The following is a 15,165-nucleotide window of genomic DNA, read 5'->3' as shown; positions in this document are numbered from 1 at the left end:
GTCTCAGGCCTGTTCCAGTTCGACCAGCGTGCCGAAAAAGTCCTTCGGGTGCAGGAACAGCACAGGCTTGCCGTGGGCGCCGGTCTTCGGATTGCCGTCGCCGAGCACGCGCGCACCCGACGCCTTCAAGCGGTCGCGGGCGGCAAGGATGTCGTCCACCTCGTAGCAGACATGATGCATGCCGCCCGACGGGTTCTTTTCAAGGAACGCGGCGATCGGCGAGGCTTCGCCCAGCGGCTCCAACAGTTCGATCTTGGTGTTGCCCGTGTCGATGAAGACGACGGTCACGCCATGCTCCGGCAGCGCCTGCGGCGCCGTCACCGTCGCGCCCAGCGTGTCGCGATAGGTGGCGGCAGCAGTGGCGAGGTCCGGGACGGCGATGGCGACGTGGTTCAGGCGGCCAAGCATGGGAACTCCAAGCGAATAGCGAATAGCGAATAGCGAATAGCGAATAGCGAATAGCGAATAGAAAGAATGGAGCAGCCGAACGATCGAAGCGAGAACTATTCGCCACTCCCTATTCGCTATTCGCTACTCCCTATTCGCTCTCTCTCACTTCGTCACAAACACCGTCACCAGCGGCTTCTTGCCCCAGGCTTCGTTGGCGGAGGCGCGCACGGCGCGGCGCACCGCCTCCTGCACGAGGTCGAGGTCTTTTCGGCGCGCGCGAGGGATGGAGTCCACCGCGCCGATTGCCGCATCGAGCATGAGTTCTTCAAGCTCCTCGCCCGTCGCGTCGACCTTGGCGACACCGATCGAAACGAGGTCCGGGTCGCCCGAAAGCTCGTATTTGTCGTCGAGCACGACGTTGACCACGACATGGCCGGCGAAGGAAAGCTTCCGACGATCGCGGATGCCCATCGCCTCGTCGTCGCCGATCAGTTTGCCGTCCTTGTAGAACTTGCCGAACGGCACCTTCTCGATGATCTGGGCCGCGCCCGGCGCCAGCCGGATCATGTCGCCGTCGCGCACCTGCGCGACCTCGGGGATGCCGGAGGCAGCCATCAGCGAACCCTGCGCGACGAGATGCGCGGCCTCGCCATGGACCGGGATGCCGATCTTCGGCTTCGTCCACTCGTACATGCGGCGCAGTTCGGCGCGGCGCGGGTGGCCGGAGACATGCACCAGCGCGTCGCTGTCCTCGATGATCTTGATGCCCTGGTCGATCAACTGGTTCTTGATCTCGAGGATCGCCTTCTCATTGCCTGGAATGGTGCGCGACGAGAACACGACGACATCGCCGGGCGACAGCGCCACCGTCTTCATCTCGTCACGGGCGAGTTTCGCGAGGGCTGCGCGCGCCTCGCCCTGGCTGCCCGTGCAGATGATGACCAGGTTTTCGCGCGGGATGAAGCCGTAGTCGTCCTCGTCGATGAACTCCGGCAGGCCGTCCATGTAGCCGAGTTCACCGGCGACGCTGATGACACGCTTCAGCGAGCGGCCGAGCACCAGGCACTGGCGGCCGGTGTCGCGCGCTGCTTCGGCGATGGAACGGATGCGGCCGACATTCGACGAGAAGGTGGTTACCGCGACACGCCCCGGAGCGGCCTCGATGACGCCGCGCAACCCCTTGCCGACCGCCTGCTCCGAAGGCGAATCGCCCTCGCGCAAGGCGTTGGTGGAATCGCAGACCAGCGCCAGCACACCTGCCGCACCGAGTTCGCGGAACCGCGCCTCGTTGGTCATCGGGCCGATTTCAGGCGCGGGATCGATCTTCCAGTCGGCGGTGTGGACGACCGTGCCGAGGGGCGTCGTGATGGCGAGCGACACCGGCTCGGGAATGGAATGGGTGACGGCGACCGCTTCGATGCCGAACGGACCCACCGTGAATTTCTCGCCGGCGCGGAAGATATTGACTGGAATCCGCGGCCCGCCGCCGTCCGACTGGCGCTTGGCTTCCAGAAGCCCAGCCGAGAACGGCGTCATCCAGACGGGTGCCTTAAGCTTCGGCCAGAGGTCGAGCAGCGCGCCGTAATGGTCTTCATGCGCATGGGTGATGACGATGCCGCGCAGCCTGTCGGCCTGCGCCTCGATATAGCGGATGTCCGGCAGCACCAGGTCGACGCCCGGAAGCGTCGCGTCCGGAAAGGTGACGCCGACATCGACCACCAGCCACTCGCGCGCGTTGGCAGGCCCGAACCCGTAGAGGGCGAAATTCATGCCGATCTCGCCGACGCCGCCCAACGGAGCGAAGACGAGTTCGGGACCGCCGGTCTTGGTCATGATCGAGTTCCTGTGGCTTGGGCGAAGAATAGGTCACCAGCGGAGATGCGCTTGAGTTCGCCGCCGACAGACAGGCAAAGATAGCCGTCGGCGTCGATATCCTCAAACACACCTCTGATTTGGCCTTCCATCAAGTTGACCGTGACAGGCTCGCGGACGCCACGGGCCGCGCGCAGCCATTCTTCACGGATCGAAAAGAAGCCGCCGCCGCGGTTCCACTGCGCCAACGCATCCGCCATTGCTGCCGCCAATCGCGGGAACAGGTTTTCCGGCGCGACGTCAATACCGCAGTCGGCAAGGTCTGTCGTCGGATAGGCAGGGTTGTCGGGATGGTGGCGGCAGTTGATGCCGCAGCCAATGACGACGGCCAGCCCCCCGCCGGTCAGCATCTCGCTCTCGAGCAGGATGCCATTGATCTTGCGCCCGTCGACCAGAATATCGTTCGGCCATTTGATGGCAAGTGCCTGAGGGGTGGCGGCAAAGAACGGCTTCAGCGTGCGATAGACTGCGATGGCTGCCACCAGAGGCAGCGTCCCGATCCTCGTCACCGGGGCGGGATCGATCACGAGCAGCGAGGCGTAGAGATTTCCTTCCTCGGAGACCCACGTCCGGCCTCGACGCCCTCTGCCAAGCGATTGCCGGCACGCGGTGATCCACAGGCCGCCAGGCTCGCCCGCACGCGCGCATTCAAGCGCGAAGGCGTTAGTCGAGCCAACGTCGCTCAGCGCCATGTGTCGATGGCCGGGGACCTCCGGGATTGGCGTCGCGCTCACGCCCACTCAGAAGAACGATTTCGCCGCGGCCTGCGCCATGCTGCCGATCGGCCCGCCGATCAACACATAGAGCAGCACGAAGGCTCCGGAAACGCCGAGCACGAGCCGCAGTTCGCCCGCCATCGGCAGGAAGCCGCCGACCGGCTCGTCGAACCACATGATCTTGATGATACGCAGGTAGTAGTAGGCGCCCACCACGGAAGCCAGCACGCCGATGATGGCGAGCGCGTAGAGTTCGGCGTTGATCGCCGCGAGGAAGACGTACCACTTCGCCCAGAAGCCGGCCAGCGGCGGAATGCCGGCCAGCGAGAACATCAGGATGGTCATGATCGTCGCCATGGCCGGATTGGTCGACGACAGGCCGGCGAGATCGCCGATCTGCTCGACATTGCCGTCCTTGCGCCGCATGGCGAGGATGAAGGCGAAGGTGCCGAGCGTCATCACCAGGTAGATCAGCATGTAGAGAACAACGCCCTGTGCGCCGGCTTCCGAATTGGCGGCGAGGCCGACCAGCGCAAACCCCATATGGCCGATCGACGAATAGGCCATCAGGCGCTTGATGTTCTTCTGGCCGATCGCCGCGACCGAGCCGAGAACCATCGAGGCAATCGAAATGAAGACGATGATCTGCTGCCAGTCCGGCGCGATCGGCTCGAAGGCGCCCATGGTGACGCGCACCAGCAGCGCCATCGCCGCCATCTTCGGCGCGGCGGCGAAGAAGGCGGTGACCGGCGTCGGCGCGCCCTCGTAGACGTCGGGCGTCCACATGTGGAAGGGCACGGCGGAGATCTTGAAGGCGAGACCGGCCAACACGAAGACAAGGCCGAACACCAGCCCGAGTTGGCGCTCGCCCTCGCCGAGCGCCGCCGCGATCGCCACGAAATCGGTATTGCCGGTAAAACCGTAGACGAGGCTGATGCCGTAGAGCAGCATGCCGGACGACAGCGCGCCCAGCACGAAATATTTCAGGCCCGCCTCGGTGGAACGCACGCTGTCGCGGTTGATAGCCGCGACCACGTAAAGCGCCAGCGACTGCAACTCCAGCCCGAGATAGAGCGCGATCATGTTGTTGGCCGAGATCATCAGCAGCATGCCGAGCGTCGCCAGCATGATGAGGACCGGATATTCGAACTTGTCGAATTTTTCCGCCTTGGCAAAGCCGACCGACATGATGAGCGTCACGATCGAGCCAATCAGCGTCAGCACCTTCATGAAGCGCGCGAAGGAATCGCTGATGAAGCTGCCGCCAAAACCCGATCCGTCGCCCGTGAAGAGCAGCAGCCAGGCGCCGGCGGCGATCAGGATCGCCACCGCCAGTCCGGTCACGGTGGTGTTCGCCTTCTCGCCGGAATAGACGCCGACCATGAGCAGCGCCAGCGCGCCGAGCGCGACGATGAGTTCGGGCGCGGCGAGCGAGAGACTAAGCGAAAGATCTGGCGTCATCTGCCTGTCCCTGTCAGTGCGCGGCCGGCTCGGCCGCGGCCGCCGGCTGGGCGGACGCCGTCTGCGACCCCGCCTGGATGGATGCGGAAACCTGGCTGACCAGCGCCTTCACAGAGGCGGCCGTCGCGTCGAACACCGGCGCCGGATAGACACCGAAGAAGATGGTAAGCACCACCAGCGGGTAGATGACCGTCTTCTCGCGAGGCGAGAGGTCGAGCAGGCCTTTCAGGCTCTCCTTGGACAGCACGCCGTAGATGACCCGGCGGTAGAGCCAGAGCGCGTAGGCGGCCGACAGCACGACGCCGGTGGTGGCGAAGAATGCCACCCAGGTGTTGACCTGGAACACACCGAGGAGGACGAGGAACTCGCCGATGAAGCCGCTGGTGCCGGGAAGGCCGACATTGGCCATGGTGAAGATCAGGAACACCACCGCGTATTTCGGCATGTTGTTGACCAGCCCGCCGTAAGCGGCGATCTCGCGGGTGTGCATGCGGTCGTAGATGACACCGACGCAGAGGAACAGCGCGCCGGAGACCAGGCCGTGCGACAGCATCTGGAACAGCGAGCCCTGAATGCCTTCCTGGTTCATCGCGAAGATGCCCATCGTCACGTAGCCCATATGGGCGACCGACGAATAGGCGATCAGCTTCTTCATGTCCTCCTGCATCAGCGCCACCAGCGAGGTGTAGATGATGGCGATGACCGAGAGCGTGAAGACGAAAGGCGCGAAATAGTCGGACGCCAGCGGGAACATCGGCAGCGAGAAACGCAGGAAACCGTATCCGCCCATCTTCAAGAGAATGCCGGCCAGGATGACCGAGCCCGCCGTCGGCGCCTCGACGTGGGCGTCCGGCAGCCAGGTGTGCACCGGCCACATCGGCATCTTCACCGCGAAGGAGGCGAAGAAGGCCAGCCACAACCATGTCTGCATGTTGGCGGGGAAGTCGTGCGCCAAAAGCGTCGGGATGTCGGTGGTGCCGGCCTGCCAGTACATCGCCATGATGGCGAGCAGCATCAGCACCGAGCCGAGCAGCGTGTAGAGGAAGAACTTGAACGAGGCGTAGACGCGCCGCTTGCCGCCCCAGACGCCGATGATGATGAACATCGGGATCAGGCCGGCCTCGAAGAACACGTAGAACAGCACGAGGTCGAGCGCGCAGAACACGCCGATCATCAGCGTTTCGAGCAGCAGGAACGCGATCATGTATTCCTTGACGCGCTTCTCCACCGACACCCACGAGGCGAGGATGCAGAGCGGCATCAGGAAGGTCGTCAGGATGACGAACAGCATGGAGATGCCGTCGACACCCATGTGGTAGGAAATGCCGCCGCCCAGCCAGTCCATCTTCTCGACGAACTGGAAGCCCGGATCGCTGTTGTCGAAGCCGGCCCAGATGAACAGCGAGACAAGGAAGGTCAGGCTGGTCGTCCACAGCGTCACGTTGCGGATGTTGCGGCGCGCCGGCTCGCCCTCGTCGCGGATGAACAGCACGATCAGCGCGCCGACCAGCGGCAGCACGGTGACCAGCGTCAGGATAGGCATGCTGGACATCAGAGGCTGCTCCCGAGCATCATCCAGGTAACGAGCGCGGCGACGCCGATCAGCATCACGAAGGCGTAGTGGTAGAGGTAGCCGGTCTGCAGCTTGACCACACGGTTGGTGAGGTCGACGACACGCGCCGACACGCCGTCCGGGCCAAGGCCGTCGATGACCGTGCCGTCGCCGGTCTTCCACAGGAAATAGCCGAGACGTTTCGCCGGCTGCACGAACAGGAAGTCGTAGAGTTCGTCAAAATACCACTTGTTGAGCAGGAACTGGTAGAGCCCGCGATGGCGGGCCGCCAGTTGCTTCGGCGCTTCGGGGTCGCGGATATAGAACTGGTAGGCGACCAGGAAGCCGGCGATCATGGCGACGAACGGCGCGAGCTTCACCCACACCGGCACCTCGTGGATAGCGTGCAGGATGTGGTTGTCGGGCAGCGTGTACAGCGCCGTCCTCCAGAACGCCTCGTAGCCCGCCCCGATGAAATAGTCGTGGAAGACCAGGCCGGCGAACAGCGCGCCGACGGCCAGGATGTAGAGCGGCACCAGCATCACCGGCGGCGATTCATGCACATGGTGCATGACGTCGGCGGTAGCGCGCGGCTTGCCGTGGAAGGTCATGAAGATCAGCCGCCACGAATAGAAGCTGGTGAACACGGCGGCGACGACCAGCAGCGCGAAGGCGACGCCGGCAAAGGCGTTGTGGCCGGCGAAGGCGCCTTCGATGATGGCGTCCTTGGAGAAGAAGCCGGCCGTACCGATGATGGTGAAGGGGATGCCAACGCCGGTGAGTGCCAGCGTGCCGACGATCATCATCCAGTAGGTCTTCGGGATTAGCTTTCGCAACCCGCCCATCCTGCGCATGTCCTGCTCGTCGGACACGGCGTGGATGACCGAGCCGGAGCCGAGGAACAGCAGCGCCTTGAAGAAGGCGTGGGTGAACAGATGGAAGATGGCGGCGGAATAGAAGCCCATGCCGAGCGCCACGAACATGTAGCCGAGCTGCGAGCAGGTCGAATAGGCGATGACGCGCTTGATGTCGTTCTGCACCAGGCCGACGGTCGCCGCGAAGAAGGCGGTGATCGCGCCGATGATCGTCACGACGAGCAGCGCGGTCTGCGAATGCTCGAACAGGGGCGACAGCCTGGCCAGCATGAACACGCCGGCGGTCACCATCGTCGCCGCGTGGATCAGTGCGGAGACGGGCGTCGGGCCTTCCATGGCGTCCGGCAGCCAGGTGTGCAGCGGCACCTGCGCCGACTTGCCCATGGCGCCCATGAACAGCAGCAGGCAGATGACGGTGAGCGCGGTATATTTGTCGAGGTGGTAGCCGAGGAAGGTCATCACCGTGTCGCCAGCGGGCGCTGCGGCAACGTCGGCGCCGTGCTCGCCGGTCGCGGCGGGAGCCTCGGCGGCCGGAGCAGTCGCAGCCGGCGCCTCTGATGCGGCGTGAGCAGCATCGGCAGCCGCCGGAGCAGTCTCGGTGGCGGCAGGCGCGGCATCATGGCCGGCCTCGGCCGTGGCGGCGCCATGGCCTTCGCCGGTCGTCGCCTCGCCATGCACGGCGGCCGGCGCGTAATTGGCGGTGGCGTTGGCGAAGATGGTGTCGAACGACACCGAACCGAACAGCAGGAACACGCCGAAGATGCCGAGCGCGAAGCCGAAATCGCCGACGCGGTTGACGACGAACGCCTTGATGGCGGCGGCGTTGGCCGACGGCTTCTTGTACCAGAACCCGATGAGCAGGTAGGAGGCGAGGCCGACGCCTTCCCAGCCGAAGAACATCTGCACGAGGTTGTCCGACGTCACCAGCATCAGCATGGCGAAGGTGAACAGGCTGAGGTAGGCGAAGAAGCGCGGCCTGTTCGGGTCGTGATGCATGTAGCCGATGGAGTAGATGTGGACCAGCGCCGACACGGTGTTGACCACCACCAGCATGACCACCGTCAGCGTGTCCACCCGCAGTGCCCAGTCGGCCTGCAGGCTGCCGGAATCGAGGAAGCGCAGCACCGGCACGGTGAAGGTCTCGCCCCCGCCGAAGCCGACGCTGAAGAAGGCGATCCATGACAGCACCGCCGACACCACCAGCAGGCCGGAGGTGACGTATTCCGACGTCTTGGCGCCCAGCGAATTACCGAACAGCCCGACGGTCAGGAAGCCGATGAGCGGAAGGAAGACGATTGCCTGATAGAGCATGATACGACCCGTCAGCCCTTCATCATGTTGACGTCTTCGACCGCGATCGAGCCGCGGTTGCGGAAGAAGACGACGAGGATCGCCAGGCCGATCGCGGCCTCGGCGGCGGCCACCGTCAGCACGAACAGTGCGAACACCTGGCCGACCAGATCGCCAAGCGCCGCCGAGAAGGCGACGAAGTTGATGTTGACCGCGAGCAGGATGAGCTCGACCGACATCAGGATGACGATGACGTTCTTGCGGTTGAGGAAGATGCCGAACACGCCGAGCGTGAACAGGATCGCCGAAACGGTCAGAAAATGCGCGATGCCGACTTGCATGGTCAGATGCCCTTCCCCGTCTCGACTTTCTTGATCTCGATGGCCGTCGCTGGCGTGCGGGCGACCTGCCGCGAGATGTCCTGGCGCTTGACGCCGGGCTTGTGGCGCAGCGTCAGCACGATCGCGCCGATCATCGCCACCAGCAGGATCAGGCCGGCGATCTGGAAGAAATAGATGTAGTCCGTGTAGAGGATGTCGCCGAGCGCCGCCGTGTTGTGCCTTGTAAGCACGTCGGGTGTCGGGTGCGAGACGGTGGACGCGAGGTCCGGCGCGAAGGCGTAGCCGCCGAGCACAACGATCAGTTCTGCGGCAAGGATGATGCCGACCAGCGCGCCGATCGGCGCATAGTGCAGCGCGCCGCTCTTCAGTTCGGCGAAGTCGACGTCCAGCATCATGACGACGAACAGGAACAGCACCGCCACCGCGCCGACATAGACGACCAGCAGGATCATCGCCAGGAATTCGGCGCCGGTGAGCAGGAAGAGTGCGGCTGCGTTGAAGAAGGTGAGGATGAGATAGAGAACCGAATGAACCGGGTTGCGCGCGGAAATGACCATGAACGCCGCGGCGATCGCGACGAAGGCGAAGAGGTAGAAGAAGACCGCCTCTAGTCCGTTGAGCATGGGGTTCCCCCGGGTTCATTTTTCGACTCCACGCCGCCTCCGGCCGCGAAATCGCGTGTTCCTTAGACGAGCCGTTGCGGCCCGTCCATGTTTGCGCTGGGGACAGTTTACTTAATTCCGCTCCCGCCAACTTCGCCGGACGCAGCGCCCGAATGCGGAATTAAGTAAACTGTCCCCGGTCCTGCCTGCCTACCGATACGGCGAATCCAGATCGATGTTGCGCGCGATCTCGCGCTCCCACCGGTCGCCGTTGGCGAGCAGCTTGTCCTTGTCGTAGTAGAGTTCCTCGCGGGTTTCCGTCGCGAACTCGAAATTCGGCCCCTCGACGATGGCGTCGACCGGGCAGGCCTCCTGGCAGAAGCCGCAATAGATGCACTTCACCATGTCGATGTCGTAACGCACGGTGCGGCGCGTGCCGTCGTTGCGGCGCGGACCCGCCTCGATGGTGATGGCCTGCGCCGGGCAGATCGCCTCGCAGAGCTTGCAAGCGATGCAGCGTTCCTCGCCATTGGGATAGCGGCGCAGCGCGTGCTCGCCGCGGAAGCGCGGGCTGACCGGCCCCTTCTCGAAGGGATAGTTCAGCGTCGGCTTCGGCGCGAAGAACTGGCGCATCGACAGGAAGAAGGCGCCGACGAATTCTTTCAGCAACAGCGACTTGGCGGCTTGGGCTAGCGCTGACATCTTTTCATTCTCCAGCAAACAGCGGACCGACGAACCAGCCCACCAGCGGCAACAGCACGAACTGGCTGAGGCCGGTAACATTCAAAACCTTCTTCGTCTCGGGCAGGTCGACCCGCGTGGCGAGAAGCCGCAGCAGGTAAAAATCCGCCGCCGCGATCACCAGTCCCACCAGCGCGCCGATCAGCGAGGCCGACATCACGCCAGCCCCGTGATCTTCAGGAAGGCGGCGACGATGACGACCATCGCCAGCGAGATCGGCAGGAATACCTTCCAGCCGAGACGCATCAGCTGGTCGTAGCGGTAGCGCGGCACGAACGCCTTCACCATGGCGAACATGAAGAACACCAGGCAGACCTTCAACACGAACCAGATGACGCCCGGCACCCAGGTGAAGGGCGCGAAGTCGAAGGGCGGCAGCCACCCGCCGAGGAACAACACGGTGGTCAGCGCGCACATCAGGACGATGGCGACATATTCGCCGAGGAAGAACAGCAGGAACGGCGTCGACGAATATTCGATCATGTGGCCGGCGACGAGTTCCGACTCGGCCTCGACGAGGTCGAAGGGCGGACGGTTGGTCTCCGCCAGCGCCGAGATGAAGAACACGACGAACATCGGGAACAACGCCAGCCAGTGCCAGTCGAGGAAAGTGTTCGGCAGACCGATCATCGTGCCGATGCCATCCTTCTGCGACAGCACGATGTCGGAGAGGTTGAGCGAGCCGACGCAGAGCAGCACGGTTACGATGACGAAGCCGATCGAGACCTCGTAGGACACCATCTGCGCGGCCGAGCGCAACGCGCCGAGGAAAGGATATTTCGAGTTCGACGCCCAGCCGCCCATGATGACGCCATAGACTTCCAGCGACGAGATGGCGAAGACGTAGAGGATGCCGACATTGATGTTGGCGATCGCCCAGCCGTCGCTGATCGGGATCACCGCCCAGGTCGCCAGCGCCAGCGCAGCCGACACCACCGGCGCCAGCAGGAAAATGCCCTTGTTGGCGCCGGACGGAATGACCGGCTCCTTGAACACGAATTTCAGCAGGTCGGCGAAGGACTGCAGCAGCCCCCATGGGCCGACGACGTTCGGACCGCGGCGCAACTGAACCGCCGCCCAGATTTTTCGGTCGGCGTAGAGCAGGTAGGCGACGAAAATCAGCAGGACGACGAGCAGGACGACCGACTTGATCAGGATGATCAGCGCGGGCAGCACGTAGATTGTGAAGAAGGTTTCCATCGCCGCGCCTAGCCCTTATCCGTCGATTCGCCGCGTGAGATGGCATTTTCAATCTCACGCTTCGCTGTATCAGCCATGCGTTTCGTCATCTCGGCACAGAACGCGTCTTTACCCAGTTCCTGGAAGCGTGCCTGCACATCGGCTGCCGAGACGGCATACACAGGGGAATATTCAGCCGGCGATCGACCTTGCTCATCAACAATCTCAATCCGGACAAGTGTAGTCCCTTCCTGTCTTTGTGACGGGCATAGTTGAGAGATTGTCTCGTTGACGCTGTCAGCGTCGGCTTCCGACTCCTGGCACGCCGACATCGCCAGCAAGGCAGGCACCAAGAAGGACAATTGACTCATGCCAGACAGGTTCATCATTCCGCTGCCTGCTTGAAGCCGCCCTTGGCGAGCGCCGAGCACTCGGCCATCACGGCGGAAGCCCGCGCGATCGGATTGGTCAGGTAAAAATCCTCGACCGGCGAGACGAAACCGGCTTTTCCGGGCGAACCGCCAAGCTTTGCCGCATTCGCCACGTCGTCGGCGCTGCCTGCCAATATTTCGTCGATCGCAGCAAGGTGCGGATGTTCCGCATGAAGTTTCGCCCGCAACTGCGCCAGCGAGTCAAACGGCAATTTCTTGCCCAGCACATCGGAGAGTGCGCGCAGGATGGCCCAGTCCTCGCGCGCGTCGCCCGGCGCGAAGCCGGCGCGGCTGGTCTGCTGCACGCGGCCTTCGGTGTTGACGTAGGTGCCCGATTTTTCCGTGTAGGCAGCCGCCGGCAGGATGACGTCGGCGCGGTGCGCGCCCTTGTCGCCATGGGTGCCGATGTAGACGACGAAGGCGTCGCCCGCCCTGGAGAGATCGAGTTCGTCGGCGCCGAGCAGGAACAACACGTCGCTCCCGCCGAGCATGCCGGCAACGTCCTTGCCGCCCTCGCCCGGCACGAAGCCGATGTCGAGACCGCCGACACGCGCCGCCGCGTTATGCAGTACCGCAAAGCCGTTCCAACCTTCGGCGATCGCGCCGACGGCGGTCGCGAGTTGTGCGGCGAGGCCGAGGACAGCCGCGCCATCCGGCCGCGCCAAAGCGCCCTGCCCGACGATGATCATCGGATGTTTCGCGTTCTTCAGCACCTCGAAGAACTTTCCGTTGCCGGCGGCGAGATCCTTCAGCGTGTCCGGCCCGGCGCCGAGCACTTCGTGCGGATAGCGCAGGTCGACCGCCTCGCCGATCACGGCCACCGGGAACGGACCGGCCATGCGAGAGCGCTTGCGGATGCGGGCGTTCAGCACCGACGCCTCATAGCGCGGATTGGCGCCGATGATCAGCAAGGCGTCAGCCTGTTCGATGCCTTCGATGGTCGGGTTGAAGATGTAGCTGCCGCGACCGAGCGACGGGTCGAGGGCGGCGCCGTCCTGCCGGCAGTCGATGTTCTTCGAGCCGAGCGATTCGGTAAGCAGCTTCAGCGCGTACATTTCCTCGACGGCGGCGAGATCGCCGGCAATGGCGCCGATGCGCTCCGAGGCAGCCTTCGAAACCGCCGCCTTGATCGCCGAAAAGGCTTCCGGCCAAGTCGCGGCTACGAGCTTGCCGTTCCGGCGCACATAGGGGCGGTCGAGGCGCTGGGTGCGCAGCCCGTCCCAGATGAAGCGCGACTTGTCGGAGATCCACTCCTCATTCACCTGCTCGTTGACGCGCGGCATGATGCGCATCACCTCCCGGCCCCTAGAATCGACGCGGATGGCCGAGCCGACCGCGTCCATCACGTCGATCGATTCGGTCTTGGTCAGCTCCCACGGCCGCGCCGTGAAGGCGAAGGGTTTCGAGGTCAGCGCACCGACCGGGCAGAGGTCGATGACGTTGCCTTGCAGTTCCGAGGTCATCGCCTGTTCGAGATAGGTGGTGATCTCGGCGTCCTCGCCACGGCCGATCAGGCCGAGTTCGGAGATGCCGGCCACTTCCGTGGTGAAGCGGACGCAGCGCGTGCAATGGATGCAGCGGTTCATCACCGTCTTGACCAGCGGGCCGATATACTTGTCCTCGACCGCCCGCTTGTTCTCCTGGTAGCGCGAGGAATCGACGCCGAAGGCCATCGCCTGGTCCTGCAGGTCGCATTCGCCGCCCTGGTCGCAGATCGGGCAGTCGAGCGGATGGTTGATCAGCAGGAACTCCATCACGCCTTCGCGCGCCTTCTTGACCATCGGCGTGGTCGTGAAGATCTCCGGCGCCTCGCCGTTCGGGCCGGGACGCAGGTCGCGCACGCCCATGGCGCAGGAGGCGGCGGGCTTCGGCGGCCCGCCCTTCACCTCGATCAGGCACATGCGGCAGTTGCCGGCGATCGACAGCCGCTCGTGGAAGCAGAAGCGCGGCACCTCCGCGCCCGCCTCCTCCGCCGCCTGCAGCAGCGTGTAGTGGTCGGGTACCTCGATCTCTTTCCCGTCGACCTTGAGCTTAGCCATTATCTGTCCCCGGCGGTGTTCGCCGCTTCATATGCCTTCAACAGATCGGAGAGTTTCACGCCGTTGATCACCATGCCGGCCACCAGCGCGTTCTCGATCTTCACATTACTCATGTTCACATTGCTGAAATGCGCGCCCGAAAGGTTGGCGTCGGCGACGCGCGCATTGCTCAGCAACACCTTCTCGAATGCCGCCGCCGAGAGGTTGGCGTTGTGGAAATGGCTGTTCGACAGGTTCGCGTCGTCGAAACGCGAATTCGCCACCGAGGCGTTCTTCACGTCGAGCACGTCGCGTATGTCGTGAACCTCCATCGCCTCGCCTTCCCTATCGTCTTGCGCCGGCGAGCGCCGCCGCCTGCCCGATCCAGCCGTCACGGTCGATCCGGCCCTTGAAGCCGAGCGTGTCGTCGACCCAGGCGATCTCCTGCCGGTCCCAGCCCGCGACCTGTGCATAGGTCCACACGCCAAAACCATTCAGCACCTGCTCCAGTTTCGGGCCGATGCCGGAGATTGCCTTCAGATCGTCGGGAGCCTCGGGTTTTTCGATCGCAGCCGGCTTGCGTGGCGACGCGGGCACGGCTTCCGCGACGACGGGCGCAACCTCGGCCACGGCCGGCGGAGCCTCCAGCTGAACCGGTGCCGTCGCGGTCTCTATCGCCACCACTTCCTCTATCGCTGCCACTTCGACCGCCGCAGGTGCGACCGCGACGACTTCGGGAGCCTCGGTGGCCGGCACGACCTCATCGACGATCGGCTCGACCTCTTCGGCTCGCGGCCCGGCCTTGGCGACCGGCTGCTCAACAGCAGCGATCGGCTGAACCTCCTGCGTCGGAGCGGCTGCCTCGGCGGCCTTGCGGCCACCGGTCTTCGCAACCTTCGGCGCAGCTTCGGGAACCACCGAGGGAGGCGTCTCGACGATGCGCAGAACCCTGTCCGCCTTTTCGGCGACCCGCTTTGACAGCCCGGTATCCCCGGCCGCCGGCGCCGCACCGACCTCGGCAATCAGCGCCGACGCAGCGGCCCTGGCGCGCGTTGCCGGCGTCCGCGCCGTATCGCGGAATTCGTCCACCCCGGCCGAATAGTCCTCGAAGGCCGAGTTCATCATGCGCTGCGAAGCGGCGGTCGCGCCGGACAGCGCGCCGAACCAGATGCCGGCAGCATGGCTCGCGAAACCAAGGCCGAGCGCCGACATCGCCGCCATGCCGGCGAGCGGATGCGCCATCAGATTGACGGCACCGGCGAATTCGGCCGGCATCAGCGCTTTCGTTTCCTTCGTCATCTCGTCAAAAATCTTCCCGCTCGGCATCAGTTCGTCAGGTATGGAAAACATCGACATCGGCTGCTCCTTCGGTTCCGGATTTCGCCCGTCTTCGTTTTTCCCTCAGTGCTTCCGCCCTATCCGTCTTTTTGTCGTCAAATCAATGCGATCGTTCGATTCGGTCCTTCCGCCGCTTCAAGTCGGCGATTTCCTTTTCCAGTGCCCCATTCCGGATGTTGGCGTGCGCCGCAAATCCAACACCTGTAGCGGTCGTCTCTTTCCAGTCCTCGATCGCTTTGTCCAAATCATCAAAACGCTTGTCATGTGCATCGAAGCGCTTGTCATGCTCATCCTGCTTTGCGCGAATATCGCGAAGCAGCCGCAGCAGGATGTTGTCCGGCTCCTCGGCCATTGCCGCC

The 15,165-nt window shown here is 64.1% G+C and carries 16 protein-coding genes; all 16 read right to left on the bottom strand.

Features of this window, described 5'->3' with window-relative positions; all coding sequences use genetic code 11:
* Positions 1-3 precede the first annotated feature (3 nt).
* On the bottom strand, positions 4-408 hold the full coding sequence (mce, locus tag ACSBOB_RS15540) for a methylmalonyl-CoA epimerase (RefSeq protein WP_442583282.1): 405 nt from the start codon (positions 406-408) through the stop codon (positions 4-6).
* Between the two features lie 144 nt (positions 409-552).
* A complete protein-coding gene (locus tag ACSBOB_RS15535; RefSeq protein WP_442583281.1) occupies positions 553-2,223 on the bottom strand; it encodes a ribonuclease J in 1,671 nt (556 codons plus the stop codon).
* The gene (locus tag ACSBOB_RS15530; protein ID WP_442583280.1) at positions 2,220-2,954 is read right to left on the bottom strand and encodes a biotin--[acetyl-CoA-carboxylase] ligase; all 735 of its coding nucleotides are present in this window, start codon (positions 2,952-2,954) and stop codon (positions 2,220-2,222) included. The genes ACSBOB_RS15535 and ACSBOB_RS15530 overlap by 4 nt, the downstream gene beginning before the upstream one ends.
* Positions 2,955-3,002: 48 nt before the next feature.
* Entirely contained in the window at positions 3,003-4,439 is a 1,437-nt protein-coding gene (gene nuoN, locus ACSBOB_RS15525; protein WP_442583279.1) for an NADH-quinone oxidoreductase subunit NuoN, read from the bottom strand.
* A 13-nt stretch (positions 4,440-4,452) separates the two neighbouring features.
* Complete coding sequence (locus ACSBOB_RS15520; RefSeq protein WP_442583278.1) at positions 4,453-5,991, bottom strand: NADH-quinone oxidoreductase subunit M; 1,539 nt, start codon at positions 5,989-5,991, stop codon at positions 4,453-4,455.
* On the bottom strand, positions 5,991-8,177 hold the full coding sequence (nuoL, locus tag ACSBOB_RS15515) for an NADH-quinone oxidoreductase subunit L (RefSeq protein ID WP_442583277.1): 2,187 nt from the start codon (positions 8,175-8,177) through the stop codon (positions 5,991-5,993). Before nuoL ends, ACSBOB_RS15520 begins: the two co-directional genes overlap by 1 nt.
* Before the next feature lie 11 nt (positions 8,178-8,188).
* Entirely contained in the window at positions 8,189-8,497 is a 309-nt protein-coding gene (gene nuoK / locus ACSBOB_RS15510; protein WP_396649155.1) for an NADH-quinone oxidoreductase subunit NuoK, read from the bottom strand.
* Between the two features lie 2 nt (positions 8,498-8,499).
* The gene (locus ACSBOB_RS15505) at positions 8,500-9,120 is read right to left on the bottom strand and encodes an NADH-quinone oxidoreductase subunit J (RefSeq protein WP_442583276.1); all 621 of its coding nucleotides are present in this window, start codon (positions 9,118-9,120) and stop codon (positions 8,500-8,502) included.
* Positions 9,121-9,309: 189 nt separating this feature from the next.
* Positions 9,310-9,801, bottom strand: coding sequence for an NADH-quinone oxidoreductase subunit NuoI (gene nuoI / locus ACSBOB_RS15500; RefSeq protein WP_308056715.1), 492 nt, complete (start codon positions 9,799-9,801; stop codon positions 9,310-9,312).
* Between the two features lie 4 nt (positions 9,802-9,805).
* Positions 9,806-9,997: a hypothetical protein gene (locus ACSBOB_RS15495; RefSeq protein WP_442583275.1), complete on the bottom strand. Its 192-nt coding sequence runs from the start codon at positions 9,995-9,997 to the stop codon at positions 9,806-9,808.
* Positions 9,997-11,040, bottom strand: coding sequence for an NADH-quinone oxidoreductase subunit NuoH (gene nuoH / locus ACSBOB_RS15490; RefSeq protein WP_442583274.1), 1,044 nt, complete (start codon positions 11,038-11,040; stop codon positions 9,997-9,999). Before nuoH ends, ACSBOB_RS15495 begins: the two co-directional genes overlap by 1 nt.
* 8 nt (positions 11,041-11,048) lie before the next feature.
* Complete coding sequence (locus ACSBOB_RS15485) at positions 11,049-11,408, bottom strand: hypothetical protein (RefSeq protein WP_442583273.1); 360 nt, start codon at positions 11,406-11,408, stop codon at positions 11,049-11,051.
* Positions 11,405-13,489: an NADH-quinone oxidoreductase subunit NuoG gene (gene nuoG / locus ACSBOB_RS15480; protein WP_442583272.1), complete on the bottom strand. Its 2,085-nt coding sequence runs from the start codon at positions 13,487-13,489 to the stop codon at positions 11,405-11,407. Before nuoG ends, ACSBOB_RS15485 begins: the two co-directional genes overlap by 4 nt.
* On the bottom strand, positions 13,489-13,800 hold the full coding sequence (locus ACSBOB_RS15475; protein ID WP_442583271.1) for a pentapeptide repeat-containing protein: 312 nt from the start codon (positions 13,798-13,800) through the stop codon (positions 13,489-13,491). Before ACSBOB_RS15475 ends, nuoG begins: the two co-directional genes overlap by 1 nt.
* A 13-nt stretch (positions 13,801-13,813) precedes the next feature.
* Complete coding sequence (locus ACSBOB_RS15470; RefSeq protein ID WP_442583270.1) at positions 13,814-14,824, bottom strand: hypothetical protein; 1,011 nt, start codon at positions 14,822-14,824, stop codon at positions 13,814-13,816.
* A gap of 82 nt (positions 14,825-14,906) precedes the next feature.
* Positions 14,907-15,158 carry a hypothetical protein gene (locus ACSBOB_RS15465; protein ID WP_442583269.1) on the bottom strand — a complete coding sequence of 84 codons (252 nt, stop codon included), beginning with the start codon at positions 15,156-15,158 and terminating at the stop codon, positions 14,907-14,909.
* Positions 15,159-15,165 lie beyond the last annotated feature (7 nt).

The sequence above is a fragment of the Mesorhizobium sp. KACC 23794 genome (assembly GCF_052180275.1).
Classification (GTDB): Bacteria; Pseudomonadota; Alphaproteobacteria; order Rhizobiales; family Rhizobiaceae; genus Kumtagia.
Note: the sequence above shows the minus strand (reverse complement) of the source record. Positions and strands in the feature narration are given on the sequence as shown.

Bases quoted from the DNA above. Each gene is read 5' to 3' on its own strand.
- mce (WP_442583282.1), bottom strand. From the start codon at position 408: ATGCTTGGCCGCCTGAACCACGTCGCCATCGCCGTCCCGGACCTCGCC.
- nuoK (WP_396649155.1), bottom strand. From the start codon at position 8,497: ATGCAAGTCGGCATCGCGCATTTTCTGACCGTTTCGGCGATCCTGTTC.
- nuoN (WP_442583279.1), bottom strand. From the start codon at position 4,439: ATGACGCCAGATCTTTCGCTTAGTCTCTCGCTCGCCGCGCCCGAACTC.
- ACSBOB_RS15495 (WP_442583275.1), bottom strand. From the start codon at position 9,997: ATGTCGGCCTCGCTGATCGGCGCGCTGGTGGGACTGGTGATCGCGGCG.
- ACSBOB_RS15485 (WP_442583273.1), bottom strand. From the start codon at position 11,408: ATGATGAACCTGTCTGGCATGAGTCAATTGTCCTTCTTGGTGCCTGCC.
- ACSBOB_RS15530 (WP_442583280.1), bottom strand. From the start codon at position 2,954: ATGGCGCTGAGCGACGTTGGCTCGACTAACGCCTTCGCGCTTGAATGC.
- nuoG (WP_442583272.1), bottom strand. From the start codon at position 13,489: ATGGCTAAGCTCAAGGTCGACGGGAAAGAGATCGAGGTACCCGACCAC.
- nuoH (WP_442583274.1), bottom strand. From the start codon at position 11,040: ATGGAAACCTTCTTCACAATCTACGTGCTGCCCGCGCTGATCATCCTG.
- ACSBOB_RS15475 (WP_442583271.1), bottom strand. From the start codon at position 13,800: ATGGAGGTTCACGACATACGCGACGTGCTCGACGTGAAGAACGCCTCG.
- nuoI (WP_308056715.1), bottom strand. From the start codon at position 9,801: ATGTCAGCGCTAGCCCAAGCCGCCAAGTCGCTGTTGCTGAAAGAATTC.
- ACSBOB_RS15505 (WP_442583276.1), bottom strand. From the start codon at position 9,120: ATGCTCAACGGACTAGAGGCGGTCTTCTTCTACCTCTTCGCCTTCGTC.
- ACSBOB_RS15535 (WP_442583281.1), bottom strand. From the start codon at position 2,223: ATGACCAAGACCGGCGGTCCCGAACTCGTCTTCGCTCCGTTGGGCGGC.
- nuoL (WP_442583277.1), bottom strand. From the start codon at position 8,177: ATGCTCTATCAGGCAATCGTCTTCCTTCCGCTCATCGGCTTCCTGACC.
- ACSBOB_RS15520 (WP_442583278.1), bottom strand. From the start codon at position 5,991: ATGTCCAGCATGCCTATCCTGACGCTGGTCACCGTGCTGCCGCTGGTC.
- ACSBOB_RS15470 (WP_442583270.1), bottom strand. From the start codon at position 14,824: ATGTCGATGTTTTCCATACCTGACGAACTGATGCCGAGCGGGAAGATT.
- ACSBOB_RS15465 (WP_442583269.1), bottom strand. From the start codon at position 15,158: ATGGCCGAGGAGCCGGACAACATCCTGCTGCGGCTGCTTCGCGATATT.